Source organism: Hyphomonas atlantica corrig. (genome assembly GCF_017795365.1).
GTDB lineage: Bacteria > Pseudomonadota > Alphaproteobacteria > Caulobacterales > Hyphomonadaceae > Hyphomonas > Hyphomonas atlantica.
In genome coordinates, this window is sequence record NZ_CP051254.1 from 670,816 (window position 1) to 695,975 (window position 25,160).

Here is a 25,160-nt window from a genome sequence, read left to right on the forward strand (position 1 = left end):
CAGTCGGGACGCCACGCATATTCTGTTGTTTCCTGAAAGCGAGACGTATTGTTGCAGCGCACAACTTATCCATGACTTGCCGCCCACTGCGCCCTATAATCAGAAAAAACAGAAATCTCTGGAGGAAGTTCGAATGGATGGTGCTGTTGAGACTGCGGCCCTTGAACCTGTTGTAATCCCAAATCTGGTTGCGTTGATCAGTGACGCATGCACAGCCATTGACGCATATGCCGATGCCGCGAGAGGCAAGTGCCGCGCTGCGCTGACCAATGATGACGGCCGCCCGGACCGCGCCGCACTTGAGCGCGAGCAACATATTGCACATGGCCTTTCCTGGCTGGTGACTTATGCCGAAACCCTGAGGCAGACGGCGGAATGGGCCGCCCGGTTGGATCAGGAAGGAAAGTTCGGCACAACTGAATCCCTTCTGACGCAAATCCTATTCAGCGATTATTGCGCGCAACTCGCAAGCGGTATTCCGATGAACCAAGGCGAAGTCATTCGCCCGCACGAACTCGGCATTGCTGCCGAAGCGAGCGCACTGGCTGCCGCAAGCCCCATCCAGAAGCTCATTATCGAAGGCAAAACACCTGCCGTGATGGCCGCGGCTGCCGAATGCCTGCCAGATGCACTCAGCCGCAACACGGTCGAGGAAACAGGTCTCGACGAAACCATGAGCATGGTTCGCGAACAGTTTGCGAAATACGCAACGGACAAGATCAAACCGAACGCGCATGAATGGCATCTCAAGAACGAATATATTCCGATGGATGTCGTCAACGAGATGGCAGAACTCGGCGTTTTTGGCCTGACCATTCCCGAAGAGTTCGGCGGTTTCGGCATGGGCAAGACGGCCATGTGTGTCGTCTCGGAAGAATTGTCCCGCGGATATATTGGCACCGGCTCCCTCGGCACACGGTCGGAAATCGCCGCTGAGTTGATCCTGATCGGCGGCACCGATGATCAAAAGCAGAAATGGCTGCCGCTGATATCAAGCGGAGAAATCCTGCCCACAGCCGTTTTTACTGAGCCAAACACTGGATCAGACCTCGGCTCCCTGCGTACTCGTGCTGTCAAATCTAAAGATGGCTCTGAGTATAGTGTCACCGGCAACAAGACCTGGATTACTCATCCAGTCCGCGCAGACTTGATGACACTGCTCGCGCGCACAGATCCGTCCACTAATAATTTTTCCGGTCTATCCATGTTGTTGGCCGAAAAGCCGCGGGGCACAGACGAACACCCCTTCCCGGCTGACGGCATGACCGGCGGGGAAATCGAAGTTCTCGGCTATCGCGGCATGAAAGAATATGAAATCGGTTTTGACGATTTCAAAGTCAAAGCCGAAAACCTGCTGGGCGGTGTCGAGGGGCAAGGCTTCAAACACCTCATGGCTACGTTCGAAAGTGCACGCATCCAGACCGCCGCCCGCGCTATCGGCGTCGCGCAGAACGCTTTCGAAACCGGCCTGCAATACGCGCTAGATCGCAACCAATTCGGCAAGCCGATCTTTGAATTCCCGCGTGTCTCAAACAAGCTGGTCATGATGGCAGCAGAGCTCGTCGGCGTTCGTCAGCTTACATACTATTCCGCGCGCCAGAAGGATGGTGGAAAGCGTTGCGACCTGGAAGCGGGAATGGCGAAGCTGCTTGCCGCCCGCATTGCCTGGGCGGCGGCTGATAATGCCGTTCAAATCCACGGAGGCAATGGTTTTGCGCTGGAGTACCCTGTCAGCCGAATCCTTCAGGACGCACGCATTCTGAATATCTTCGAAGGAGCAGGCGAAGTTCAGGCGATGGTCATCGCGCGTCGCCTGATCGAAAGCGCGAACTGACCACTGTCCCCTTGGGGCCAGCCATAGGTTGGCCCTAGGGAATCTTCTTCTCGTAGACGCGAACCCAATCAACGAGAAAACGGTCCGGCAGACGCTTGTCGTCAGGCATATTCGACCACCACTGATGTGCGACGGAGGGCTGTGTACTGATTTCTCCGGAGAATTTGATCCATTTGGGCGCTTTCGAAACGCCACCGGCAGAACTTCGCCAAACCTCTTCGCCGTCAACGAACCAGATATACTCTGTCTCGCTCCATTCCAGCGCAAACACATGCCATCCACTGCGAATACCTGGACGAACCACTTTCTTGTTTTCGGTCTTGTGATGCTTGTCGTATCCATCCCAGTGGAGCGCGTGGCTGACCACGTCATTCCAGCCGAAAGCTTCAACGATATCGATTTCTGTGCCGTCTTCACCGGATCCGTCTTCCAGGTGCACCTCATCCGCAAATAGCCAGAAGGCAATCCACCAACCTGGATCCTGAGGCAGTTTGATACGCGCCTCATAGCGACCGAAAGCGGTCTCGAACTTTCCTTCCGTAGACACCATGCCAGACGCATAATCGTGAGGATCGTCATCCTGGTCCGGGTTTCGGTTTGGTATTAGGGTTGCTGTAATTTCCAGCTGTCCGTGACCTGTCAGGCTCACATTATCTTTCAGCCACCACCCGTCCGGACCCTCGGAGTTTTGCTTTCGATTGTATTCGTGAGAAATCCACTTGTCGGGATCTGGCCGCCCCCGACCACTGAACTCATCCCGGAAAACAAGCTTCCAACCCGAGTTGGGATGATCAAGCACTGAATAGGATGTTGTGTTGCTTGAGCATGCGACGCTCAGACAAAATAGAACAGCTGCAGCAAACAAGCGCATTCTGCGCATTAGCGAATCTCTCCTTGCAGCGGATCGATATCCGCTGGTTCATGTTGGATAATAACTTTCGCACCCAAGGCCTCAGCCCGCGCCTCAAATGCTTCCATGGACTCCAGGGTCTGATCTTCGTCTGAATTGAATCTTGGGACGCGCTTCAGGTCGCGGCTTTCTGCCCGATGGTAAAGATCGCCCGTCAGCAGGATGGGCCCCGATTCCGGCATCATCAATTGCAGCGATGTGTGCCCGGGCGTGTGTCCGGGTGTTTCAAATATCACGACACTTCCATCGCCAAACACATCTAATTCGCCGGTGAACACCTGCTTTTCCATAGGCTCGAACAAGGCAAAGAGAGCTTGTTGCTCAGCTGCGATTTCGGCTCCCTCGCCGTCTTCAGGGAACATGGCATCAAGTTCACCCTGGCTAACCAGCCAAGTCGCTCCCGACACCTGATCGGCTTGCCCGATATGGTCGAAATGGCTGTGGGAAATTGCGACATAGTCGATGTCGTCAGGGGTCAAACCCCGATCGGCAAAATGATCGGTCAGAGTCTTGTCCAGCGATACTGTGAAGATCTGCTGCGTCTGGGGTCCTGCAACGGCGAGGATCCCCGGCAGGCCGAGATCCCACAGAAGGTTGCCATCCGGGTGGCGAACCAGAAAACACGCATCAGTGAAGGTGTCGGCTTCGCCTGCATAGTCCCCTGCAGAGGAAAATGCATCAAGATCCGAGACTTCGATCGTGCCGCAATCGAGTACGTCGACACGCAAGGCTGCCGTTTCCGAACTTTCTGAAACCGCCGCATCCGTTGTTGGCACCTCATCCGGCGCGTCCGCGCCACACGCGACCAAGACTACCAGTGAAAATATTGATCCAGCCCAAACCGTCGCGCGCATACTCTACCCCCATGACTGTTTGGGAATTCAATCCCAACTCTCAGTCTTTGGCAACCGTAAGCCCGACGCCATCGCTGTCTGCGATCCGATAAAAACAGCTCGCGCGGCCAGTATGGCAGGCTCCGCCCGTCTGGCGAACCTTGAGCAAAACTGCGTCCTGGTCACAATCAATGCGCACTTCTTCGACGTGTTGCACGTGACCAGATGTTTCCCCCTTTACCCATAGCGACTGACGAGACCGGGACCAATAAGTCGCCCGCCCGGTTTCAAGAGTCGCCTTCAAGGCGTCAGAGTTCATCCAGGCGAGCATCAACACTTCGCCTGAGGCAACGTCCTGGGCGATCGCCGCGATCAGTCCATCGGCATTGAATTTCGGACGCAATTCGGGGCATTCATCCTGTGCGCTGCCGGAAAGAGGTTCGGGGAAGTCAGTCATCCGGGCCACATAGTCGATATAGCAGCCCCCCGCCAGAAGGAATTGGCCCTAAACGACGCCGCGCTCGCGCAACCCCGCTTGTTGATCGGAGTCGTAGCCAAGAGTTGTCAGAATCATATCCGTATGCTCGCCAAGCCCCGGTGAACTGGCTTCAACCCCGCCGGGCGTATCGGTCAGTTTCGGGAAAACACCCTGCATCGGCACATCGCCCAAAACCGGATGCGACACGCGGATGATTGCATCACGAGCGGCTATATGTGCGTCTTCCAGCATTTCCTTGGCCCGGTTCACCGGACCGCACGGAACGCCATTCTCCTCACATGTTGCCAGGACGTGAGCCATTGTGTGCTGCCGGGTCCAGTCAGAGATCATGTCGTCCAACTCCGCCTGGTTCTCACCCCGGGCGTCGTGCGTGGCGTAGCGTGGATCATCCGCCCAGTCGGTGCCGCACATGGCAGACAGGCGGCGAAACAATGTGTCCTGATTGGCCCCAATGATCACGAGACCGTCGCTGCAGGGGTAGACGCCTGACGGAGCAATACGCGGCAATATAGGTCCGCTCCGCTCGCGCGTATGTCCCATGAGTGCATATTCGGGGATCAGGCTCTCCATAAAGGCCATGACGGTTTCGTAGATAGCTGCATCGACCACCTGTCCCTTCCCCGACTTCTCCCGTGCGAACAGAGCCATCATCGTGCCAAGCGCAGCGAATGTGCCGGTCATCGTATCGCCAAGAGAAACCCCTGCCCGCGCAGGCAGGCGATCCGGCTCGCCAATCAGGTAGCGCAGGCCGCCTTTCGCTTCGCCAACGCTGGCATACCCTGCTTTATGGCTTTCCGGGCCGGTCTGGCCGTAGCCGGACACGCGCGCGATCACGAGACGCGGGTTGATCTCGTGCAACACGTCCGGACCGAGCCCCCAGCGCTCCAGCGTTCCGGGGCGAAAATTTTCGACCAGCACGTCAGCCGTCTTCACCAGGTCGCGTAATATTGCCTGTCCTTCTTCCACGCGCAGGTTCAGGGTCAGGGATTTCTTGTTGCGCCCGATGATAGGCCAGAACAAGCCAATGTCGTCCTTCTTCACTGCGCCCCAGCCTCGCGCCGGATCCGGCAGGCCGGGCGCCTCAACCTTGATCACTTCAGCGCCAAAGTCGCCAAGCAATTGTCCGCAGAAGGGGCCGGCAATCAGCTGGCCGAGTTCGATGACGCGCAGGCCATCCAGAGGGCGTTTCGTATCTGTCATTTGACCTCAATGCACACTACATAGGCATCATGACAAGACGTATTGATATTGTGGAAGTCGGCCCACGCGATGGGCTGCAGAATGATCCCGCCGATCTGACCGTCGAGCAGAAGCTTGAATTCATTGCGAGATTGGAAGAAGCGGGCGTCAAACGGATGGAGTCCGGCAGCTTCGTCAGCCCCAAGGCAGTGCCCAAGATGGCCGATTCTGCCGCAGTCTTCGCAGGGCTGGACCGGTCGAAAGGAACGCGCCATATCGCCCTTGCTCTGAACGAGAAAGGTGTACGCCGCGCCATTGACGCGAAAGCTGATGAAATCAATTTCGTGCTCGTGGCCAGCGAGACCTTTGGCAAGCGCAATCAAGGCATGACCCCCCAGGAAAGTGCGGAAGCTCTGTTCCAGATTGCACCTCTCGTGTTCGACGCAGGCATCCCGCTGTCCGCCACAATCTCTGTCGCGCTTGGGGATCCGTTTGACGGGGAAGTCGATGTAAAACTTGTCGGAAATCTCGCCGCGCAGGCGCAACGCGCAGGCGTGGGCGAACTGGCACTCGGCGACACAATCGGTGTAGCGGACCCGTGGGCGGTTCGCCGCGCGATCGAACGGGTACGGTTGGAAGCTCCTGACGTGTTTCTGCGCATGCATTTCCATGACACGCGCGGCGCGGCGCTTGCCAATGTCGCGGCCGCCGTGGATGCGGGCGTGGACGTGATCGATGCCAGCTGCGGCGGAATCGGCGGCTGCCCGTTTGCTCCAGCGGCGACAGGCAACGTCGCCACCGAAGACGTTGTCTACATGCTGGAGCGCGGCGGCTTCGAAACGGGATTGGACCTCAGCAAGCTGATCGAAACCGCCAAATGGCTTGAAACCGTTCTGGGCCACCCGATTGCGTCGTCGCTCAGCAAGGCGGGCGGATTTCCCACGACTTGATCGCTACTTTTTCGGACCTTTGACTTCCTGAAGGCTGGTCTTCTTCACCGCGCGACCGAGATCGACTTTCTTGCCATAGCTCGGCGCGCCGCTCATCGCGCCAGATACTGCGCTACCACCGCCCCGCACAGTACGGTCCGTCAGCGGCGGGATGGCCATTGCCTTGGGCTCCGGTGCGTTCTCGTCGAACAGGCTGGCCAATTGCTCCGTCATCGCACCGCCGAGTTGCTCGGCGTCCACAATCGTGACGGCGCGCTTGTAGTAGCGCGTCACATCATGGCCGATGCCGATAGCGATCAGCTCCACCGGGCTCTTTGTTTCGATCTCTTCAATTACCTGCCGCAGATGACGTTCGAGATAGTTCCCGACATTCACATTGAGTGTAGAATCATCCACCGGCGCGCCGTCTGAGATCACCATCAGGATCTTGCGCTGCTCAGGCCGTCCCAGCATCCGGTCGTGCGCCCAGAGCAGCGCCTCGCCGTCGATGTTTTCCTTCAGCAAGCCTTCGCGCATCATCAGGCCCAGATTGCGCCGGGCGCGGCGCCACGGCGCGTCAGCCTGTTTGTAGACGATGTGGCGGATGTCGTTGAGGCGGCCCGGCCCGGCGGGCTTGCCGGCCTTGACCCAATCCTCACGAGCAATGCCGCCTTTCCATGCTTTCGTTGTGAATCCGAGAATTTCGGTTTTCACGCCACAACGCTCCAGTGTGCGCGCCAGAATATCCGCACACAAAGCAGCCACCATGATCGGTCGACCCCGCATGGAGCCCGAATTGTCCAACAGCAAGGTCACGATCGTATCGCGGAATTCGCTATCGTCTTCCTGTTTGAACGAAAGCGGCGCTGTCGGGTCTGTTATGACACGGGTCAGCCGAGCCGTATCCAGAACCCCCTCTTCCAGATCGAAGCTCCAGGACCGGTTCTGTTGCGCCATCAAGCGCCGCTGCAGCTTGTTCGCGAGCTTTGAGACCGCACCCTGAAGACCCTGCAACTGGTGATCCAGATAAGCGCGCAGCCGCGTCAGCTCCTCAGCGTCGCAAAGGTCTGGCGCATTGGCAACTTCGTCATGCTCGGTTGTGAAGACCTTGTAGTTGAAGCGATCCTTCTCGTCGCCATCCTTGAAGTTCGGGCGTAGCGGTTTTGTGCCCTCTTCCTCATCATCGGGCGTATCATCCGCTTCGGCATCAACATCCATGTCGACGCTGACGTTCGATTCCTCGCCCTCCATCTCTTCCGTATCGCCAGCATCCATCTGCTCGGCAGAGGCGCCCATCTGCTCCTCGGACTCCATCTCCTGGTCGCCTTCGGAGGGCTGTTCATTCTCTTCGCTTTGCTCTGACTCTTCTTGTTCCTCCGTTTCAGCGTCTTCGCCGGGCGCATCAGAAGTTGTCAGGTCCCGGATCATATCACGAACGGTGCGGGCAAATTCCGGCTGGTCATGCAGTTGCTCAATCAGGCGCTCGATCGCGCCGCCCGTTTCGGTTTCAACGCGTTCGCGCCAAACGTCAGCAACGCGCTTGGCACTATCCGGCAATGCCCGCCCTGTCAGCTTCTCGCGCAGCAGAAACTCCAGCGCTGGCGCCAGAACTGCGTCTGCGTCTTCGCTGCCCATTGCAAACTCGCCGGACTGGCATCGTTGATCCAGAACAGCGTCGAGGTTTTCCGCCGTGCCACGCATTGCGTTCGCGCCGAGACTTTCGATCCGCGCCTGTTCCGCCGCATCATAAACCTTGCGCGGCAAATCACCGGACGGACGATGCGCGAAATGGGCCGCCGGATTGTGGTGGGCCCGGCGCAAGGCTACCGCATCCGCTTCCCCACGAATACGCGCTGCAACAACCGGGTCCAGCTGCTGGGGCGGCGGACGGAGAGTGATTGTCTCCCCATCACTGCCCACATCATTGCCGAAGCCAACCTCCACGTCCCGGTCTGCGCTCATCGCCTTGGTCGTGGTGGCCAGCGCCTGCTTGAACAATTCCTGAGGAGAGGTGTCTTTTGACATGTATCAGACCTGGCGCATGGCGCGGGTTCAGGCGACCCTCACCATGATCGCGCTTTCCGGAAGTTCTTCTGCGAAACAGCGCTGGTACATTTCTGCCACCAACGGCCGCTCCAGCTCGTCGCATTTGTTCAGGAACGTCATGCGGAACGCGTGACCAAGATCACCAAAGATCGCAAAGTTTTCTGCCCATGTGATCACCGTCCGGGGGCTCATCACCGTGGAGAGGTCGCCGCTCATGAACGCGTTGCGGGTCAAATCCGCCAAGGTGACCATTTTGGAGAGCGTATCCTCGTCGACGCCTGTCGCTTTGGATTTCACAATCTCGACTTCGGCATCGTGCTCAAGATAGTTCAGCGTGGTCACGATACTCCAGCGGTCCATCTGACCCTGGTTCAACTGTTGTGTCCCGTGGTAGAGGCCCGTCGTATCGCCCAAGCCGACCGTGTTCGTCGTAGCAAACAGGCGGAAATATGGATTTGGCTCGATCACGCGGTTCTGGTCCAGCAATGTCAGCTTGCCAGACGCTTCCAGTACACGCTGGATCACAAACATCACATCCGGGCGGCCCGCATCATATTCGTCAAAAGTGATCGCGACCGGACGCTGCAATGCCCATGGCAGGATACCCTCGCGGAATTCCGTCACTTGCGCGCCATCCTTCAGGACGATGGCATCCTTGCCGACCATGTCGATCCGGCTGACATGGCTGTCCAGGTTCACCCGGATCATCGGCCAGTTCAGCCGAGCAGCAATCTGTTCGATATGGGTCGACTTACCTGTCCCGTGATACCCCTGCACCATGACGCGGCGATTGTGCTCGAACCCGGCGAGAACGGCCAGCGTGGTCTGCGGATCGAAGCGATAGGCCTCGTCGATCGCGGGCACATATTCTGTCCGAGTCTTGAACCCATGCACGACCATGTCGGTATCGAGGCCGAATACCTCGCGGACATTGATCTCTTCCGTCGGCTCCAGGCCGTCCAGCACATCGGTATCACTCATCACAGTCATGGCATGCGTCTCGTCATCTATTGCAGAATTGGACCTATCACACCTGACGCTTCCGCCAAGCGTGACATTGGGTCAAATGTGGGTTTGGCGGGCCGCGCGGCAAATCATTCTGCAGCCCGCCACACGATTTCACCGCCAATCACCGTCATTACAGGCTTCGCTATTAGGATGTCCTCTTCAGGTATTGTCATCAAATCCCGGTCGAACACCGAGAAATCGGCAATCTTGCCAATCTCGATCGTGCCCAAATCGTCCTCCTGAAACGAGGCATAGGCTGCGGCAGATGTGAACAAGGCCAAGGCTTCTTGCCGCGACAAGGCCTGTTCCGGATGCCACCCCTCCCCTGCGCGCCCCTCAAGGTCCTTCCGGGCAGTTGCGGCATAGAATTCAATAAGGGGAGAGCCGACCTCGACCGGCGCGTCGGATCCTCCGGCCACCACAGCGCCACCAGACAGCATATCCTGCCACGCATACGCACCGGCAAGCCGATCAACGCCCAACCTGTCCGGTGCAAACTTCAGATCTCCAATCGCGTGAGATGGCTGCATGGAGGCAATCAGGCCAAGCGCCCCGACTTGAGCTACATCGTCTGGCGCAAGGATCTGCGCGTGCTCAATCCGCCAGCGTTTTTCAGGACCGTAACCAAGCGCGCTGAATGTCTCGAGAATGTGGCGGTTCGCGAGATCTCCGATGGCGTGAATTGCCAGCTGAACATCGTCCTCAGCCGCGTCCATCATCAGATTGTGCAGTGCATTCGTGTCCAACAGTTCGAGACCGCTTGTGTCCGGCCGATCAGAGTATGGCTCAATCAATAGCGCACCGCGGCTACCGAGAGCACCATCCATGTAGAGCTTTACCGCGCGATTGGTGATGGTGCCCGTTTCATGTCGGCGACTTTTGGCGACATGAAACGCGCTCTCATCGAAGGCGTTATAGATGCGCAGCGGCAACCGGCCCTCCTTGGCGAGACCCGCCATGATGGGCGCCTCAATTCGCCCAACGCTCATATTATGGACGCCGGTCCACCCACGGCTCACATAAGTTTGTGCCCCAGTCTCCAGAGCCAGAGAGATGTCGTCCTCCGACGGCGCAGATAGCAACTCGAGAACGGGCGCCATCGCATAGTCGATCACTATCCCCGTTGCTTTACCGTCATCCCCTCTTTCAACACGCCCGCCGGTCGGATCTTCATTCAGATCATAGACATCAGCCGCCTTGAGGGCAGCGGTGTTTGCCACGAGAGCGTGCCCATCGGCGCGCACATAGATGACAGGGTTATCTGGGCTGACCTGATCCAGATCCGCTGCGGAGGGCATGCGCCCTTCGGGCCAACCTGTCTCGATCCAACCTCGACCGAACAGGATTTCGCCGGGTTCCTTTTCCCAGACTTCGATCTCTGTCCGAGTGACAAGCTCGTCGATAGATGCCGTGCCCTCAAGATTAAGCGTAAGTTCTCGTTGCCCAATGCCAAGCAAATGCGCGTGGGAGTCAGTAAAACCAGGGAACATCACGCTACCGTCCAAGTCGACAATCGTGACGTCCTCGTCGCCCCAATCTGCCGATGTCGGCGGCACCATGGCGACTATTCTTCCGTCAGAACCGACAGCGACCGCGTCAATAACAGGCTGGTCAGCGTTGCCAGTATAGATCGTGCCGCCCGTGAACACCGTAACCGGTCCGGTCTTATCACTTGAAGGGGGTTGCCCGTCTTTGGGCGCGCATCCGGCGACCAGCGCCCCTAAGAGCACTGTGGCCAACAGCATTTGACGCATGAGATATTCCTCCACCTATGCTCCCTGTCTGGCACGCGGAGGGAAGGACTTCCAGATTTCGGGCACAAAAAAGCGCGCGCAGCCAGTGCCGCGCGCGCTTCTCTAAATCAGCAGGCCCGATAGGGGCTTATGCTCAGGCGACAGCTTTCTTTTCGATGTCGCGCTTGATCTTCAGGGCCTTGGAAGACAGGCGGTCTTCTTTTGCCTTCGCCAGAAACGCATCCAGACCGCCGAGCTTGTCGACAGTACGCAGGGCCTTGGCCGCGATGCGCATGCGGAAATTCTGGTTCAGTGCCTCAGACCGCAGAGTCACCTGAACGAGGTTAGGGCGGAAAATCCGCTTGGTTTTGATTTGCGAGTGGCTCACATTGTGGCCAGTCATCGGCTTGGTGCCGGTAAGTTCACATTCGCGGGACATGGCCTCGCTCCGAATAAATATCTAAGGATCTCGAAGGCGCGTCGTTACAGTCCTCAATGCCCTCATGTCAACTCCGAGGATCAGGCATTCGGCAGTTTTCCGGTTGCGACTGTCATTGCCGGTCATACTTGTACACTGCGACCCAATCCAGAATGCGGCATGATCAGGGCATACCTGTTCAGCTCGTGTTGGGCGATACTGAGCTAGAGGAATATGGTAACCTAGCGCTCCGGAAAGGATTCAGGTTCTTATGAAACGCGCCCTCTTGATTGCATCTGCTACAGGACTCGCCCTCGCGGGTATCTCGGTAGCCGATACTGCGCCCAGCTCTGCCGCGCCCGCTGTACTTGCCAATGTGAAGGCAGGTGAAACCACCCGCATGGTCTATGAACTGGAAGCAAAGGCTTATGTCCTATTCATCCCCGCCACAGGCCGCGCTCATTTTGACGTGGAAATGCGCCCGGACACCTACAACATCAAGTCTCGCGTTAAAGTCACAGGCATCGCTGACTGGTTCGTGAACTATGACATGCACCTTCAAGCCTCTGGCTACACGCGCGGCGATGAATTGAAGACTTACAATTACGTTTCCCAGAACCGTGACGGTAAAAAGAACCGCCGCGTCAACTTGACCATTACCGACAAAGATTTTTCCATGACCGCCAATCCGGTCTTCGGAAATCTCGGAGAGCCTCCTGCAACAACCGAGCAGGTATTGAAGACCAACGATCCCATCACCGCATTGATTACCTTTGCGCTAGAGCCACGCGCTCCCGGCGCTGATCCATGCGGAGGTCCACTTCGAATCTTTGATGGGCGTCAACTGACCTATTTGCACCTCAAGAATGCCGGTACGAAGCAGATCGACGTCAAAGCCTGGTCTGGTGAGGCCATCGAGTGCCACATCACGATGGAAAAAGTTGCAGGCTACAAGAAGGACAAATCTGACAAAGACAATTTGTCGGGCATCGACGGTCCACTTCGCATGTGGCTGGCCCCGCTGGAAAATGGCGCGACCGTTCCTGTGAAGATACAAGCCGACACCGACAAGATCGGAAAGGTCACGCTACAGGCGTCGAAACTCTACTTTGAGCCCGTCGTAACGTCAGAAGCTGCGTTGAACCCTGGCGGGGGCTGATCCCATCAGTCGCCCATTGGCAATTGGCGCAGCGCGTCAATCAATTCCGCCATGTCATTTGGAAGAGGCGCTTCGAACCGGAGCGCCTCTTTCGTTATGGGGTGCACGAAGCCGAGCATCGCGGCGTGGAGGGCCTGACGAGGAAACTTTCGCGCAGCTTTCGTACCTGCGATGTGGGCCTCGCCGTGGCCATATGAGCCGATACCCTTGTGGCGCCCATAGACTGGATCCCCAATCAGCGGCGCGCCAATATGGGCCATGTGAACTCGGATCTGGTGCGTCCGACCAGTCTCCAACTGGCACTCCATCAAAGCTGCGGCCGGGAGAGCAGTGCCCTTGTCGCGAATGCCGAAGGTCTCGATGGCGCGATAATGCGTAACGGCATTCCGCCCAACGCCGCTCTCCGGATTGCGCACGACAGCCATTTTCTTCCGGTCGCCAGTCGACCGGGCGATCGGCAGGTCCACGGTACCCGACAAGGGTCGCGGTGCGCCCCGTGTCACTGCCAAGTATTTGCGTTCAATGTCGTGCTTCTGGAAAAGTTCCGACAGGCCAAGATGTGCCGGCTCGGTCTTCGCGGCGACAAGCACGCCAGTGGTCAGCTTGTCGATCCGGTGCACGATTCCAGGTCGCTCCACACCGCCAATGCCGGAAAGCGATCCTCTGCAATGATGCAATAGCGCATTGACCAGAGTGCCATTCCAACTTCCCGGCGCCGGGTGAACGGCCATACCGGACGGCTTGTTGATCAAGATCAGGTGCTCGTCCTCGAACAGAATGTCGAGCGCAATATCTTCCGGCTCCGGAGTGGCCGGCACCGGCTCGGGAAGCCGAATGTGATAAGTTGCGCCTTCGGCCACGCTGCGTCTTGGATCAAGCACGGCTTCATCGTCCTGCGCGACGGCGCCTTCCAAAATCAATGCCTTGACGCGCGAGCGGGACAATTGCTCCGCCTTTGATGCCAGAAAGGTGTCGAGCCGAATGCCAGCATCTTCGGCAGCTGCGCGAATTGAGAGCGTTTCCATAAACAGACTTATAGACGCACTTCCCGCCAATCGTCATGCTATTGTCAACACACTTGACTAGGGGAAGTCAGGCAAGACCGGAGAGAAGCATGACCAAGATCACCCGCCGCGGACTGTTGGGCGCAGCCGCAACTGGAACCTTAAGCGTTGCCGCATGCGCGACACCTGCCAAAACAGTACAATCCCAGACTGAAGCTTATGACGGCGAAGTGGAGTTTCTGCACGGAGTCGCGTCCGGCGACCCGTTGAGTGATCGCGTCATTATCTGGACACGCGTTACCCCGCAATCAGGCACGGCCCCTATTCCAGTCACATATGAAGTCACAGATCCCGCGAACCCGTCAGCGCCAGCGATTACAGGCTCGGCTATGGCAAGCGAATCCCGTGACTTCTGCGTCAAAGTAGATGTCCCCGGCCTGAAGCCGGGAACAGTTTACAATTACAAATTCACGGTCAGAACCAATGCTGGCGAGGTTAGCTCGCCGCAGGGGCGCACCAAGACCACCTCAGAGAGTGGCAATACACCCGTTCGGATGGGCGTCATCTCGTGCTCGAACTGGCAATTCGGTTACTTCAATGCATATGAAGCGCTGTCCAATGAGGACGATCTAGACGTCATCGTCCATCTGGGAGACTATTTGTACGAGTACGGTGTCGACGGATACGGCGCTGAAGTTGCCACCAAGCTGGGCCGAGTACACGATCCGATCACGGAAATGGTGACCCTGACCGACTATCGAATGCGCCACGCCCAGTACAAGACAGATCCGGACCTTCAAGCTGCTCATGCGGCCGCGCCGTGGATTTGCACATGGGACGACCATGAGAGCACCAACAATTCTTATCGGACAGGCGCTCAAAATCACAACCCTGAAGAGGGTGAAGGCGACTGGTCAGATCGCAAGCAAGCCGCCATCCAAGCCTATTTCGAATGGCTTCCCCTTCGCGAGCCCGTAGCGGGCGACGTCACATCTGCGGTGTGGAGAAGTTTCACCTTTGGCGATATCGCAACCGTACACGCCCTTGAAAGCCGCCTGACAGGGCGTTCTCCGGACGTCAGCTGGTTCGATGCACTGGCTGGCGTAACCGATCAGCAAGTGATGATGCAGCGCGTTTCAGAAACACTTCAGACCATAAACGACCCTGCCCGCACCATGCTCGGCACGGAACAGGAAGCCTGGCTGGCTGGCGAGCTGAAATCTTCAACCAAGGCCGGAAAAGCGTGGCAGGTTCTGGCTAACCAGGTCGTCATGGCACGAACGACCCTGCCAAACTTCCAGGAAGCCCTGACACCAGAGCAACTTGCTGCCCAGCAGAACGGCTTTGTTCAGACGATGATTGGCTTCTCCACACTCGGCCTGCCCTTCAATCTGGATGCCTGGGATGGCTTTCCTGCCGCGCGGGAGCGCCTGTATGAGGGTGCGGCAGCAGCGAACGCCAAACTCGTCACGCTTGCAGGCGACACGCACACGGCCTGGGTAAACACACTCACAGATGCGAATGGGAACCGGCGCGGGGTAGAATTCGGATGCACCTCAATCACCTCTCCAGGAAGCGGTGCTTACGTAACTGACATTCCAAATCTCGGTGACCTGACGACCGAAGCGAACCCGGACGTGATCTGGCACGATCCATTCAATCGAGGTTACACGATTGTGTCGCTCACTCCGGACACGGCGCGCGCCGAATACCGAGTTGTTTCAAACATCCTCAGCAAGGAGTTTGTGACGGAAACGGCGGCAGTTTACGAAAGCCGGCAACAAGGTGACAGTGTGACGGACCCTGTCCGAGTCGCTTAATCCAGAACACCGGCGAGGCTGGATCGACCACCGTCCAGCTTCAGCAACTCGCCGGTGATAATGGCCGCGTCAGGAGACGAAAGATATCGAGCCGCGTCGGCAATCTCGTCGGCAATCGCGGCCCGTCCCCAAGGCGTTCGGCGCGTTGTCCAGTTTTCTATACGCTCTTCCCGCGGACGGATTGCAACGATGCCGTTGACGCGTATTTGTCGGTCGGCAAGTTCCACCGCGCCCGCCTTGATGACACCAAGCACGGCTGATTGTGTTATGGTTTCGGTAAAGCGACCCGGCATGGTTGCCACTGCTGAGTAAGACAAGACAAAGGTAACTGTCCCCTTCTGTCGAATACGTTCAACAGCCGCTTCAGGGAGATCTTCCTGTTCTGCAATGCGTTCCGAAAAGACACGTAATGCGAGCGCGGCGCCGCGTGTTGCCTTTGCAACCGCTTTGTCGAATTTGTCTTGATCAAACTCGTCCAGACTGTCTGCCGCCTCGATGTCGGGGATAACGACAAGATTGTCGACCCGCCCGAAGGCTTCGACGGCTACAGTAAGTGCGTTGCGGAGACCGAGGCGCGTATGCAAATCGCCATGATGGAGCAAGACATCATCCGGCACAGCATTCCTGGCTGTAGCGATCCGATCATCCGAGGGATCAGCCGCTACGACATGATGACCAAACTTGCTGAAGCGGCGCGCAACAGCGTCTCCTACCTCGCGACCAAGACCGAGGATAACGGTAACTGGTTGAGCCATGACGCCCTAAACCTTCGTGTTTTCAGAAGAGGGCGTGGGCGGGCTGGATACCCGCCGCGCTCGGAGATCATCTCCGACGATGGATAAACGATCATTCAATCGATGAAGCGCGGCAAGAATCTCAGCGAGCAGTCGGATCGTCAGATACAAGAAGCCGAGACCCGCCAAACTGGCCAGTATACGACCAATACCGTGAATAATATGTCCGCTGAATATCTGCCCAAGTCCGGACAGTATCGCGAAAACCGCCAGTACGAGGAACAAGATTGCGAGGACGCCCGTCGCCTGTTTAACGGCCCCAAGCGTCATCGCTCTGTCCTGATCAAATATTTCCCGCATGCCTTATCCTTACGCCTGCTTGTTTCAGGCTAGGACACAAAGATGAAGGCGAAGTTTCAAGGTCCTAGCTCGCTTTGAGCAATTGCAGCTCTTCCTTGATGTGAAGCTTCTCTCGCTTAAGGCGTTTCAATCGAAGGGCATCTGCCGACGGTCGTTTCTGTTCTTCATGAATAGTCTCGTCGAGTTTGCGGTGCTTGTTGGCGAGTTCGTTGATCCGGCCTTTAAGCGACATGGCAGTCTCCTTCTTGCTGTTAAGTGAGTGTGTCTTAACGGCCACAGTTAAGCACAGGAGATTTGAAGCGTCACGGGGGGCCAAGGCCGGATTCGACGGAATCCGGATAAATTATTGTTTATCTGCCTGAAGACTGGATTTCCTGCGCGCTTTCTGGGCGAACATGGCTTGGTCAGCCAACGCGATGAGGGCTTGAGCGTCCTGCCCGACTTGCCATTCAACCACGCCGCACGACGCCCCTATACGCACTTCAGGGCCTGATCCGTCGGGTCCGCTCGTGACAACCAACTGGTCAACTTCCTTCGCCAACTGCTCCGCCTTCAACAGGCTGTCTTCTGCCGTCGCTTGGGCAAGTACTATTCCGAATTCGTCTCCGCCCAAGCGACCAACAATATCGGTGTCTCGCGTATGACGCAGCAACAATTCAGAGATTCGAATAAGCACTTCATCACCCGCGGCATGTCCGAAGGCATCGTTCACCTGCTTGAAGTGGTCCAAATCGATGTAAATCACCGACAGCGGCGTTCGAAAGCGAGCCGCAAGCGCGATTTCACGGTGAATTTCCCGTTCAAAGGCCCTGCGATTGAAAACGGGACAAAGCGCGTCATTATCGGCCAGAGACTCCGCTTCGCTAAGCGCATCACGCAATCGGTCGACATCTTCTCTCAGAAACAGAACTTCGTCGCACAGTGCTTCAATGGCGGCACGTGTGCGCACATCAAGCATATCGAGATCCACCCCAAGGACATTGAGGAGCGCGGCTCGCCCCGCGGGCCTGGGTGCATGGAAATCATCCGCCATGGCGCGAGGTTAAGCAATTATTGAGCCGAGATACAGCGGTTCCTGCCGCGCCTTGGTACACACGAGAGTTGACGCGCCTTCCGGCATACCTATGTTGCGCGCTTTCCAGCGACGAGGCCTTCTATGACGGACAATAGCGCTCCCAAAGTCGGAATAATAATGGGCAGCCAGTCCGACTGGCCTGTCATGCGACTGGCGGCTGAAATTCTGGAAGAGCTCGGCGTATCGCACGAAACGCGAATTGTCTCAGCGCACCGCACACCAGACCGACTGGTCGAGTATGCAAAGACCGCGCGAGGCCGAGGATTGAAAGTTATCATTGCCGGCGCTGGTGGCGCGGCTCACCTGCCTGGTATGACAGCGTCCATGACACCCCTGCCAGTTCTTGGCGTGCCAGTTCAATCGCGCGCTCTATCCGGTATGGACAGCCTTCTTTCCATTGTTCAAATGCCAAAAGGCGTACCCGTGGGAACCTTGGCAATCGGCGAAGCGGGCTCGACCAATGCGGGATTGCTGGCTGCCTCGATTGTGGCGTTGGAAGATCCGTCGGTCGCCAAAAAACTGGACCAGTTCCGTCAGGCCCAGACTGACAAGATTGGCGAGTCTCCCGAAGCATGAGCATGATCGCCCCCGGTAGCACGATCGGGATACTTGGCGGCGGCCAGTTGGGCCGCATGCTTGCCAGTGCCGCAAATCAGCTAGGCTTTGACGTTCACATTTTTTGCCCGGAAGACGACGCACCCGCCTCCCGCGCGGCGCGTCAAACCTGGATCGCTGATTACTCGGATGATGCAGCGCTTCGCGCTTTCGCGAAAAGTTGCGACGTTGTCACGCTTGAGTTCGAAAACATCCCAGCATCCACCGCAAAGGCAATCGCTGATTGCGGAGTAGCGCTGCACCCCGGCCCTAAAGCTCTCGCCATCTCTCAGGATCGTGCCGAAGAAAAGGCCTTTCTCAACAGCATTGATATCCCCACTGCGCCTTATGAGATAATTTCTGCGGCTGCCGACATTCCAGGGGCTCTCGAACGCGTTGGTGGCACCGGCGTTCTGAAAACACGTCGCGATGGCTATGACGGCAAGGGACAATCATGGGTCCGCTCATCAGGAGATGCCGATATCGCTTGGGACGCTATTGGCGCGGCACCTGCCATTCTTGAAGCAGCGATCCCCTTCGAGTGTGAAATTTCAGTCATTGTTGCACGCTCCAGCGTGGGAGAAACACTGAGCTGGGCGCCCCCTCGCAACGCGCATGTCGACGGCATCCTATCGCGTTCAATTGTTCCATCCGGACTCGATAAGAACGTAGAGACGCGCGCGCGCGAACAAGCTATGAAACTGGTCGAAGCGCTCGACTATGTGGGCGTTCTTGCCCTTGAATTCTTTGTCCTTTCTGACCGGTCCCTGCTGGCGAACGAGTTCGCACCGCGCGTCCACAATTCTGGTCACTGGACGCCCGAAGCGTGCCAGACCGGTCAATTCGAACAGCACATTCGCGCAATCTCTGGATGGCCACTCGGTGATACGCGGCGCCTGTTCGACGCCGAGATGCGCAATCTGATTGGTGATCAAGGCCTTGTTGACCCGACCAGCCTTAAGCCCGATGAGACTCTGACCCTATATAGCAAGAGAGATGCGCGGCCGGGGCGGAAGATGGGACACATCACCCGCAGGATCGCGCCCCGAAAGGACTGACCGCATGCTGCTTCCTGTTTCGACCTGGACCGACATCGAAGCTTGGCTGAAAAAATCCAGAACAATCGTGATCCCGATTGGATCAATGGAGCAGCATGGGCCGAACGGCTTTATCGGCACAGATGCGCTCTGCCCCGAAATAATCGCCCGCGAAGCGGAAAAGCTCGCACCTGACGACATATTGGTTGGCCCAACGTTCAGCGTGGGTTGCGCCCAGCACCATCTTGGTTTTCCTGGCACAATCACATTGCGCCCCACTACGATGATTGCCGCAATGGCCGATTGGACGGAGAGTCTGATGAGGCACGGCTTCGAGCGTATATACTGGCTGAACGGTCATGGTGGGAATATCGCCACCATCGAAGCCGCCTTTTCCGAGATTCACGCCCGGCGCAGTTTTGATCCGCGCGGTGAAACCAATTTCCCCGGACTGACCTTGAAACGCCGGGATTGGTGGGACTTCAAATCGGTAATGACGCTGTGCAACCAACTTTATCCTGTCGGGCATGGCAGCCACGCTACGGCGTCTGAAGTCTCGGTCACTTACTTTGGTTTTCCCGATCATGCGCGAACTGACGTGGAAATGTCGCCGAAGATCGCGCCGACTGGAACGATTGGCGACGCCGTCCAATATCGCCGGGACTTCCCCGATGGGCGGATCGGATCGGACCCGACCCAATCAAGCGTTGAAGATGGCGGAAAAATCGTGGACGCAGCCGCAAAAGCCGTACTCGATGAGGTTCGCCGCTTTTCGGCGTGACGACTGATCCGGCTAGCGCCTTGGCACTGGCCAGAATCACCCAACAACGTTATCAGAGGGCTCCCGGGAAAGGACCTGTTTGAAGAATGCTGGACATTCAGAAGCTGGAAAAATCCTTTGGTGAAAAGCGGGCTGTACAAGGCCTGTCCTTCACCGTTGAGAAGGGAACGGTGCTTGGATTTCTCGGTCCGAACGGCGCAGGCAAATCAACATCAATGCGCATGATCTCAGGCGTGCTGGAACCCGATTCCGGAGACGCGCTCATCGACGGCAAATCGATCGTATCCGCAAGACGAGAGGCGCAGGCCGCGCTTGGTTATTTGCCAGAAGGCGCACCCCTATATGACGACATGACCCCGCCGGAGTTTCTGGCGTTCATGGCATCGGCCCGCGCTATCCCGCGCTCTCAACGCAAGCAAGCTATAGAACGTGCCATTGCGGACTCCAGAATTTCCACCGTTTGCGGACAACGGATTGGCTCTCTTTCAAAGGGATACCGCCGCCGGGTGGGACTGGCTGGCGCCATCCTGCATGATCCGCCAGTATTGCTGCTTGACGAACCTACCGACGGACTCGATCCGAATCAGAAGCGGGCCGTCCGAGCCCTGATTGCCCGAATGGCGCCTCGCAAGGCAATTGTGATCTCAACGCACACCTTGACCGAGGTGCCCGCGATGTGCACACGCGCAATTATCGTGGACCGAGGGCGCATTGTCGCTGACGATACACCCGACGGACTTTTGACATTATCGGCGGACGGTACACTTGAGAGCGCGTTTACCAGACTGACCGATCAAGCGGAGGCTGAATCCGCATGAATCGTTTCCGTCAGCAATTTGACAGTTTCCTTCCGACCTACCGGCGCGAACTAGGGGCGTATTTCGCGACACCGATGGCTTATGTCTTCCTGGCAGTGTTCCTTCTGTCTTTAGGGATGTTCACGTGGGAGGCTGCACGCTTCTTCGACACAGGCACGGCCGACTTGTCACCATTCTTTGTTTGGCATCCATGGATCTACATGATCTTCCTGCCCGCACTCGCTATGCGTCTATGGGCAGATGAAGCAAGTGCGGGAACCGATGAACTCCTCCTGTCACTTCCACTTGGAATGCCGGGGCTTGTACTGGGTAAACTGTTCGCAGCATGGAGCGTTGCCGCCGTAGGGCTCATCTTCACGCTGCCAATGTGGGTGACAGTCAACTATCTGGGCGCCCCGGACAATGCGGCGATTGCCCTGACATATTTTGTCAGCCTCCTGATGGCCGGTTCCTATCTTTCGATTGGAGCAGCGATTTCAGCCCTGACCGGAAGCCAGGTCACGGCTTTTGTGATCAGTGTGGTAATTGCATTCGTATTCACGGCTGCCGGTTGGCCATTGGTCCTCTCTGGTGTGAAAAGCCTGTTCGGCGCCGGAATGGCAGAACTCGTCGCGCATTTTTCATTCCTCTCTCATTTTGAGGCTGCACAACGAGGCGTTCTGGAATTCCGTTCGGTGTTGTTCTTTCTCGGCGTTATCACGCTGTGGACCATATTGAATGGTTTGTGGGCCTCCCGGCAGAGGCTTGGCTGACATGAAGGCAAAGCACTATCTCATCGCCGCCTCCGTGCTCACCGCGATTACATTCATAGCGGCAAACCTGCTCGTGCAGAAAATGTTCACTGGCGCGCGGATCGATTTCACCGAAAACAATCTATACACGCTGTCAGACGCGACGAAATCGACGTTGGATTCCGTGGCAGAACCCGTGGACATAACCTTCGTCTACACACGGTCCACCGGTCAGGATTTTCCGACCATTCGCACCTACGCAGCCCGTGTCCGTGAGTTGCTGCAAGTCTATGAAAGCCAGTCTGGTGGGAAAGTACGCGTCACTGAGATAGACCCCGTCCCCTTTTCGCCTGCAGAAGACCAGGCCCTCGCCGCAGGCATCACCGCAATTGATACGAACGGAAATGATCCTCTCTACTTTGGGATCATTGGGCGAAACTCAATCGATGACCAACGCGTGATACCATTTCTGGCCCCAGAGCGAGAAGTCACGCTGGAGTATGATTTGACTCGCATGGTCGCCCGGCTGGATGATCCGGACCCGGCAAGAGTCGGCATACTCTCTTCACTCCCAGGCATGACCGCGCCGGGCGGTGAGGGCGGCTACACATTACTACGCGATATTCACAAATCATTTGACGTAGAACCCATCTCCGAGACCTTTCAGTCCTTGCCTGAAGACCTGGATGTGTTGCTCGTCGTACAGCCACCAGACCTGTCGGACAGACAGCAATGGCTGATAGACCAATTCATCCTGCGAAAAGGCCGCGCGGTATTCCTGCTTGATCCGGCCGCAAAAACTGCGGCAAGCGCTGGCATGTTCCAAACCAGCGAAACCGGGACGTCCGCTACGTTAGGCATGTTTGGGGAAGCTTGGGGTATCTCACTATCCAATGACGCGGTGGCGGACGCTGCCAGCGCCCTGACCGTACCAGTCGATACAGGCGGTGGACGTATTGAAGAGCTGGCCCATCCGCTGTTCCTGGGCGTTCCGGCGGGTGATATGAATCAGGATGATTTGATCACGGCGGACCTCGCCCGATCTGTGAACTTCGGCGCGCCGGGTGCGTTTGAGGCTGGCACGTTGAGCGATGAGGTGGAGTTTACGCCACTTGTAATGACGGGGCCCAGCCCCTCCTTCATCAAGGCGGAAAATGCGGTCACGGACATGTCGCCTCAGCAAGTTTTACGTCAGTATCAAACCGAACCAGAAGCATTGGTCCTTGCCGCTCGCCTCTCTGGGCAACTCACAACAGCTTACCCGCAAGGTGCCCCTGCTTTTGATGAGCCATCGGACCCGCTGTTGGCCGAGATTGCCCGAGCAGAAGCGGCGAACGCCCTGCCGCATGTTTCCGAAAGCGAAACGGACGCTCAACTTGTCCTGATCGCCGACGTAGATTTTGTCGCGGACGATTTTTACATCATTCCGAATGAACAGATCATCGTTGCGGACAATGGCGCGCTGGTACTGAACGCGCTGGACGCCTTGGCAGGAGGTGGTGAGCTTTCCCGGCTAAGGTCTCGCGCACCAAGTCTGCGGCGGATGGAGCGAGTTGATCGTATGCGTGAGAACGCCGAGGCCATCTATTTCCGTCAACAGGCTGCCCTACAAGACAATCTCCAAACGGCCCAAGCGCGGCTTGAAGAATTACAGGCGATCGGCGCGGCGGATGGCTTCTTCTCAGGCGACTTGGAAGCAGACCTGACGGAAGCAGAGCGTACTGAGTTGCTGGATTTGAGACAGCGCATTGTGGACCTGCGCGCGCAATTGCGAGAGATCGAACGCAATTATCGCCGAGATATTGATCGCCTGGAGGGCACGTTAAAAGCCATCAACATCTGGGGCGGCCCGATGTTGGTCTGCTTGATCGGTCTGTTTGTCTGGTATCGCCAAAGGCGCAGGGGAGCGGCATGAGCGATCTTCGCACCAAACAACGGATACGGCGACTTCAGATCATGGGAGGAATCGCCGCTGGCCTGACCCTGCTGAGCCTGGCTGCCTATAGTTTTGATGGCCCGTCAATGCGCGCGTCAGAGCGCGACGGCCAAAAAGTGATTCCTGACTTCGCTGCTATTCGCGCTGAGGCCAGCGCCATCCGCGTCTCACTCTCCGATGAAGCTTATACATTGGTGAATACCCAAGAGGGCTGGAAAATGGGCGATGAGGATGGATATCCAGTCCGTCCCGACCGGCTCGCTGAACTGGCAACCGGTCTGGAAGCTTTGAGTTGGGGAGAGGGCCGGACCCGTGACCCGGACAAGCTAAACAGGATTGGCCTAGGTGATCCACGCGATGGCGGAACAGGCGCTTTGATTGAGATCATCGACGATAACGGTCAGGTGGCCGCATCGCTTATCACAGGTCGTAAAGACAGCCAGCTATACGGACGGCTGCCTGATCAGGAACAAGCGTTTCAGGTCGTGGGAGATCTGCCTCCCTTCTACAATCATGATGCGTGGCTGGACTTTGACATCTTCGAGATCAATTCCGACGCCATCTCGGCGGTGAGAATATTCGATTCCGTTGGCGAGAGCTTGTACCTCCAACGCTCCGTAGGTTCGAGCGATAGAAGCTTTATTCCCGGTCCGCCCTTTCAGAACTTCAGATTGGTTAGCCGTATGGCAGCCTCCACCCCCGCCCTGGCGCTCACCCGGTTTGACCCGATCGGCGTAAAACCCGCCAGTGAGCTGCAAACGCGCTTCGTTGGTCGACACATCACCGAAACGCATGACGGGCTTGAAGTAGACGTACACGCGTTCAGGGAGCCGGACGGCTATTTCGTTACGATCCGCGCCATCGAGGCTGGCGAAGGCGCTCATCGCGGCAGCACGATCAATGACAAAGCGGAAGGCTGGGCTTTTCAACTGGCTGAATATGACTGGAACGAATATACGCCGCGCGTTTCTTCGATTGTCAGGCCCCCTGCCCTCGCGCTCGAGGCAGATCAGCCTAATTAGCTTCGAAGATTGCGCTAAGGCGCAATGACCATCGTCGCCAAGACCGGGCCGAATCCAGACTCCTGAACAATGACGGCGCAGCCCGAATCACAAACCGGTATGTCCAGCTCAACTGAATTCCCGAGCCACGGGCCGAGCGCTGTCACGCGAGTAACAGGGTTTACCATGTCCGTCGTATTTGCGTCGCCGGACAGATAGTCTACGAGCCAGATGTCTGCGAGATCCGGAACACGACCCGATAGTCGAAGCTTGTTGCCCTTGCGGACCAGGTCGACACTCAGTGCCTCTCTCGCTTCCAGCCGCTCCAGCGCACGGTCCACATTATGACGCTTGCTTCCCGCACACTGCTCCAAGCCATTATAGACGGTTTGAGGCGTGTAAGGACCGCGCAGGCCAAATCGATCAGTGTATCCTCTCTGGCGATCCTTCGATTCCTTCATCGCCATCGGGTCCTTGTCTCCAAGATAATCCCAATAATCGACTGACCAGGTAAGTACGAGCAGATCTTCCCGCTCCGCGCTGACGGCCTTGAGCGTGCGATGGGCCTTGGGACAGGAACGACAATTCTGGGAAGAAAAAAGTTCAACCAGCACCGGGCCTTCGGCAATGGCCGGCGAGGTCCAGAGACTCACGATCAATACGAGGGAAGCAAAAAAGCGTTTCATTTCAGGTCCAGCTTATAGGCCCATCTTAGATCGCG

Annotated in this window: 25 protein-coding genes; 12 read left to right on the plus strand and 13 right to left on the minus strand. The window is 57.2% G+C overall.

Annotated features, from left to right (window positions below):
* Positions 1-133 precede the first annotated feature (133 nt).
* The gene (locus HF931_RS03370; protein WP_420537728.1) at positions 134-1,834 is read left to right on the plus strand and encodes an acyl-CoA dehydrogenase family protein; all 1,701 of its coding nucleotides are present in this window, start codon (positions 134-136) and stop codon (positions 1,832-1,834) included.
* A gap of 34 nt (positions 1,835-1,868) precedes the next feature.
* Here the strand turns inward: HF931_RS03370 and HF931_RS03375 are convergent, their stop codons facing one another.
* The 4 genes from HF931_RS03375 to HF931_RS03390 all read right to left on the minus strand — a co-directional run bounded on the left by HF931_RS03375 (position 1,869) and on the right by HF931_RS03390 (position 5,276).
* On the minus strand, positions 1,869-2,483 hold the full coding sequence (locus tag HF931_RS03375) for a glycoside hydrolase family 16 protein (RefSeq protein WP_162175944.1): 615 nt from the start codon (positions 2,481-2,483) through the stop codon (positions 1,869-1,871).
* Positions 2,484-2,713: 230 nt separating this feature from the next.
* Positions 2,714-3,598 carry an N-acyl homoserine lactonase family protein gene (locus HF931_RS03380; protein WP_035548833.1) on the minus strand — a complete coding sequence of 295 codons (885 nt, stop codon included), beginning with the start codon at positions 3,596-3,598 and terminating at the stop codon, positions 2,714-2,716.
* A gap of 40 nt (positions 3,599-3,638) precedes the next feature.
* Positions 3,639-4,034: a phosphoribosyl-AMP cyclohydrolase gene (hisI, locus tag HF931_RS03385; RefSeq protein WP_272981687.1), complete on the minus strand. Its 396-nt coding sequence runs from the start codon at positions 4,032-4,034 to the stop codon at positions 3,639-3,641.
* A gap of 48 nt (positions 4,035-4,082) precedes the next feature.
* Positions 4,083-5,276 (minus strand): CaiB/BaiF CoA transferase family protein, encoded by a 1,194-nt coding sequence (locus tag HF931_RS03390; RefSeq protein WP_272981688.1) that lies wholly within the window; start codon positions 5,274-5,276, stop codon positions 4,083-4,085.
* Between the two features lie 29 nt (positions 5,277-5,305).
* On the opposite strand from HF931_RS03390, the gene HF931_RS03395 reads away from it, so the two are divergent.
* Positions 5,306-6,205: a hydroxymethylglutaryl-CoA lyase gene (locus tag HF931_RS03395; RefSeq protein ID WP_273241870.1), complete on the plus strand. Its 900-nt coding sequence runs from the start codon at positions 5,306-5,308 to the stop codon at positions 6,203-6,205.
* Positions 6,206-6,208: 3 nt separating this feature from the next.
* On the opposite strand, the gene cobT is transcribed toward HF931_RS03395, so the two are convergent.
* From cobT to rpmB, 4 genes are all read right to left on the minus strand, one after another.
* Positions 6,209-8,209 (minus strand): cobaltochelatase subunit CobT, encoded by a 2,001-nt coding sequence (cobT, locus tag HF931_RS03400; RefSeq protein ID WP_273241871.1) that lies wholly within the window; start codon positions 8,207-8,209, stop codon positions 6,209-6,211.
* Between the two features lie 27 nt (positions 8,210-8,236).
* On the minus strand, positions 8,237-9,220 hold the full coding sequence (gene cobS / locus HF931_RS03405; RefSeq protein WP_199285765.1) for a cobaltochelatase subunit CobS: 984 nt from the start codon (positions 9,218-9,220) through the stop codon (positions 8,237-8,239).
* A 104-nt stretch (positions 9,221-9,324) separates the two neighbouring features.
* On the minus strand, positions 9,325-10,992 hold the full coding sequence (locus tag HF931_RS03410; protein WP_273241872.1) for an amidohydrolase: 1,668 nt from the start codon (positions 10,990-10,992) through the stop codon (positions 9,325-9,327).
* A gap of 133 nt (positions 10,993-11,125) precedes the next feature.
* On the minus strand, positions 11,126-11,410 hold the full coding sequence (gene rpmB, locus HF931_RS03415) for a 50S ribosomal protein L28 (RefSeq protein WP_035548848.1): 285 nt from the start codon (positions 11,408-11,410) through the stop codon (positions 11,126-11,128).
* A gap of 250 nt (positions 11,411-11,660) precedes the next feature.
* Here rpmB and HF931_RS03420 point away from each other — a divergent pair, with 250 nt between their 5' ends.
* Entirely contained in the window at positions 11,661-12,548 is an 888-nt protein-coding gene (locus tag HF931_RS03420; protein WP_273241873.1) for a DUF3108 domain-containing protein, read from the plus strand.
* 5 nt (positions 12,549-12,553) lie between these two features.
* Here HF931_RS03420 and HF931_RS03425 read toward each other — a convergent pair whose 3' ends face one another.
* On the minus strand, positions 12,554-13,573 hold the full coding sequence (locus HF931_RS03425; RefSeq protein WP_273241874.1) for an RluA family pseudouridine synthase: 1,020 nt from the start codon (positions 13,571-13,573) through the stop codon (positions 12,554-12,556).
* A gap of 89 nt (positions 13,574-13,662) precedes the next feature.
* Here HF931_RS03425 and HF931_RS03430 point away from each other — a divergent pair, with 89 nt between their 5' ends.
* Positions 13,663-15,372, plus strand: a complete 1,710-nt coding sequence (locus HF931_RS03430; protein WP_273241875.1) for an alkaline phosphatase D family protein — start codon at positions 13,663-13,665, stop codon at positions 15,370-15,372.
* Here the strand turns inward: HF931_RS03430 and HF931_RS03435 are convergent.
* A complete protein-coding gene (locus HF931_RS03435) occupies positions 15,369-16,127 on the minus strand; it encodes an SDR family oxidoreductase (RefSeq protein WP_035548858.1) in 759 nt (252 codons plus the stop codon). The two genes, HF931_RS03430 and HF931_RS03435, sit on opposite strands and share 4 nt — an antisense overlap.
* Positions 16,128-16,229: 102 nt before the next feature.
* Here HF931_RS03435 and HF931_RS03440 point away from each other — a divergent pair, with 102 nt between their 5' ends.
* On the plus strand, positions 16,230-16,499 hold the full coding sequence (locus tag HF931_RS03440; RefSeq protein WP_273241877.1) for a hypothetical protein: 270 nt from the start codon (positions 16,230-16,232) through the stop codon (positions 16,497-16,499).
* 31 nt (positions 16,500-16,530) lie between these two features.
* Here the strand turns inward: HF931_RS03440 and HF931_RS03445 are convergent, their stop codons facing one another.
* Together HF931_RS03445 and HF931_RS03450 are read right to left on the minus strand one after the other, a co-directional pair.
* Positions 16,531-16,698, minus strand: a complete 168-nt coding sequence (locus HF931_RS03445; protein WP_035548862.1) for a YdcH family protein — start codon at positions 16,696-16,698, stop codon at positions 16,531-16,533.
* A 111-nt stretch (positions 16,699-16,809) separates the two neighbouring features.
* Entirely contained in the window at positions 16,810-17,424 is a 615-nt protein-coding gene (locus tag HF931_RS03450) for a GGDEF domain-containing protein (protein ID WP_035548865.1), read from the minus strand.
* 198 nt (positions 17,425-17,622) lie between these two features.
* Between HF931_RS03450 and purE the strand changes: the two genes are divergently transcribed.
* From purE to HF931_RS03485, 7 genes are all read left to right on the plus strand, one after another.
* Positions 17,623-18,117, plus strand: coding sequence for a 5-(carboxyamino)imidazole ribonucleotide mutase (gene purE / locus HF931_RS03455; protein WP_273241878.1), 495 nt, complete (start codon positions 17,623-17,625; stop codon positions 18,115-18,117).
* Positions 18,114-19,193 (plus strand): 5-(carboxyamino)imidazole ribonucleotide synthase, encoded by a 1,080-nt coding sequence (locus tag HF931_RS03460; RefSeq protein WP_273241879.1) that lies wholly within the window; start codon positions 18,114-18,116, stop codon positions 19,191-19,193. Before purE ends, HF931_RS03460 begins: the two co-directional genes overlap by 4 nt.
* Before the next feature lie 4 nt (positions 19,194-19,197).
* Positions 19,198-19,953, plus strand: a complete 756-nt coding sequence (locus tag HF931_RS03465) for a creatininase family protein (RefSeq protein ID WP_272981699.1) — start codon at positions 19,198-19,200, stop codon at positions 19,951-19,953.
* Between the two features lie 86 nt (positions 19,954-20,039).
* Positions 20,040-20,771 (plus strand): ABC transporter ATP-binding protein, encoded by a 732-nt coding sequence (locus HF931_RS03470; protein ID WP_273241880.1) that lies wholly within the window; start codon positions 20,040-20,042, stop codon positions 20,769-20,771.
* Positions 20,768-21,523 (plus strand): ABC transporter permease subunit, encoded by a 756-nt coding sequence (locus HF931_RS03475; protein WP_272981700.1) that lies wholly within the window; start codon positions 20,768-20,770, stop codon positions 21,521-21,523. The genes HF931_RS03470 and HF931_RS03475 overlap by 4 nt, the downstream gene beginning before the upstream one ends.
* A 1-nt stretch (position 21,524) precedes the next feature.
* Complete coding sequence (locus tag HF931_RS03480) at positions 21,525-23,417, plus strand: Gldg family protein (RefSeq protein WP_273241881.1); 1,893 nt, start codon at positions 21,525-21,527, stop codon at positions 23,415-23,417.
* Positions 23,414-24,460, plus strand: coding sequence for a DUF4340 domain-containing protein (locus tag HF931_RS03485; protein WP_273241882.1), 1,047 nt, complete (start codon positions 23,414-23,416; stop codon positions 24,458-24,460). The genes HF931_RS03480 and HF931_RS03485 overlap by 4 nt, the downstream gene beginning before the upstream one ends.
* Before the next feature lie 14 nt (positions 24,461-24,474).
* On the opposite strand, the gene HF931_RS03490 is transcribed toward HF931_RS03485, so the two are convergent.
* Positions 24,475-25,125: a DUF1223 domain-containing protein gene (locus HF931_RS03490; protein WP_273241883.1), complete on the minus strand. Its 651-nt coding sequence runs from the start codon at positions 25,123-25,125 to the stop codon at positions 24,475-24,477.
* Positions 25,126-25,160 lie beyond the last annotated feature (35 nt).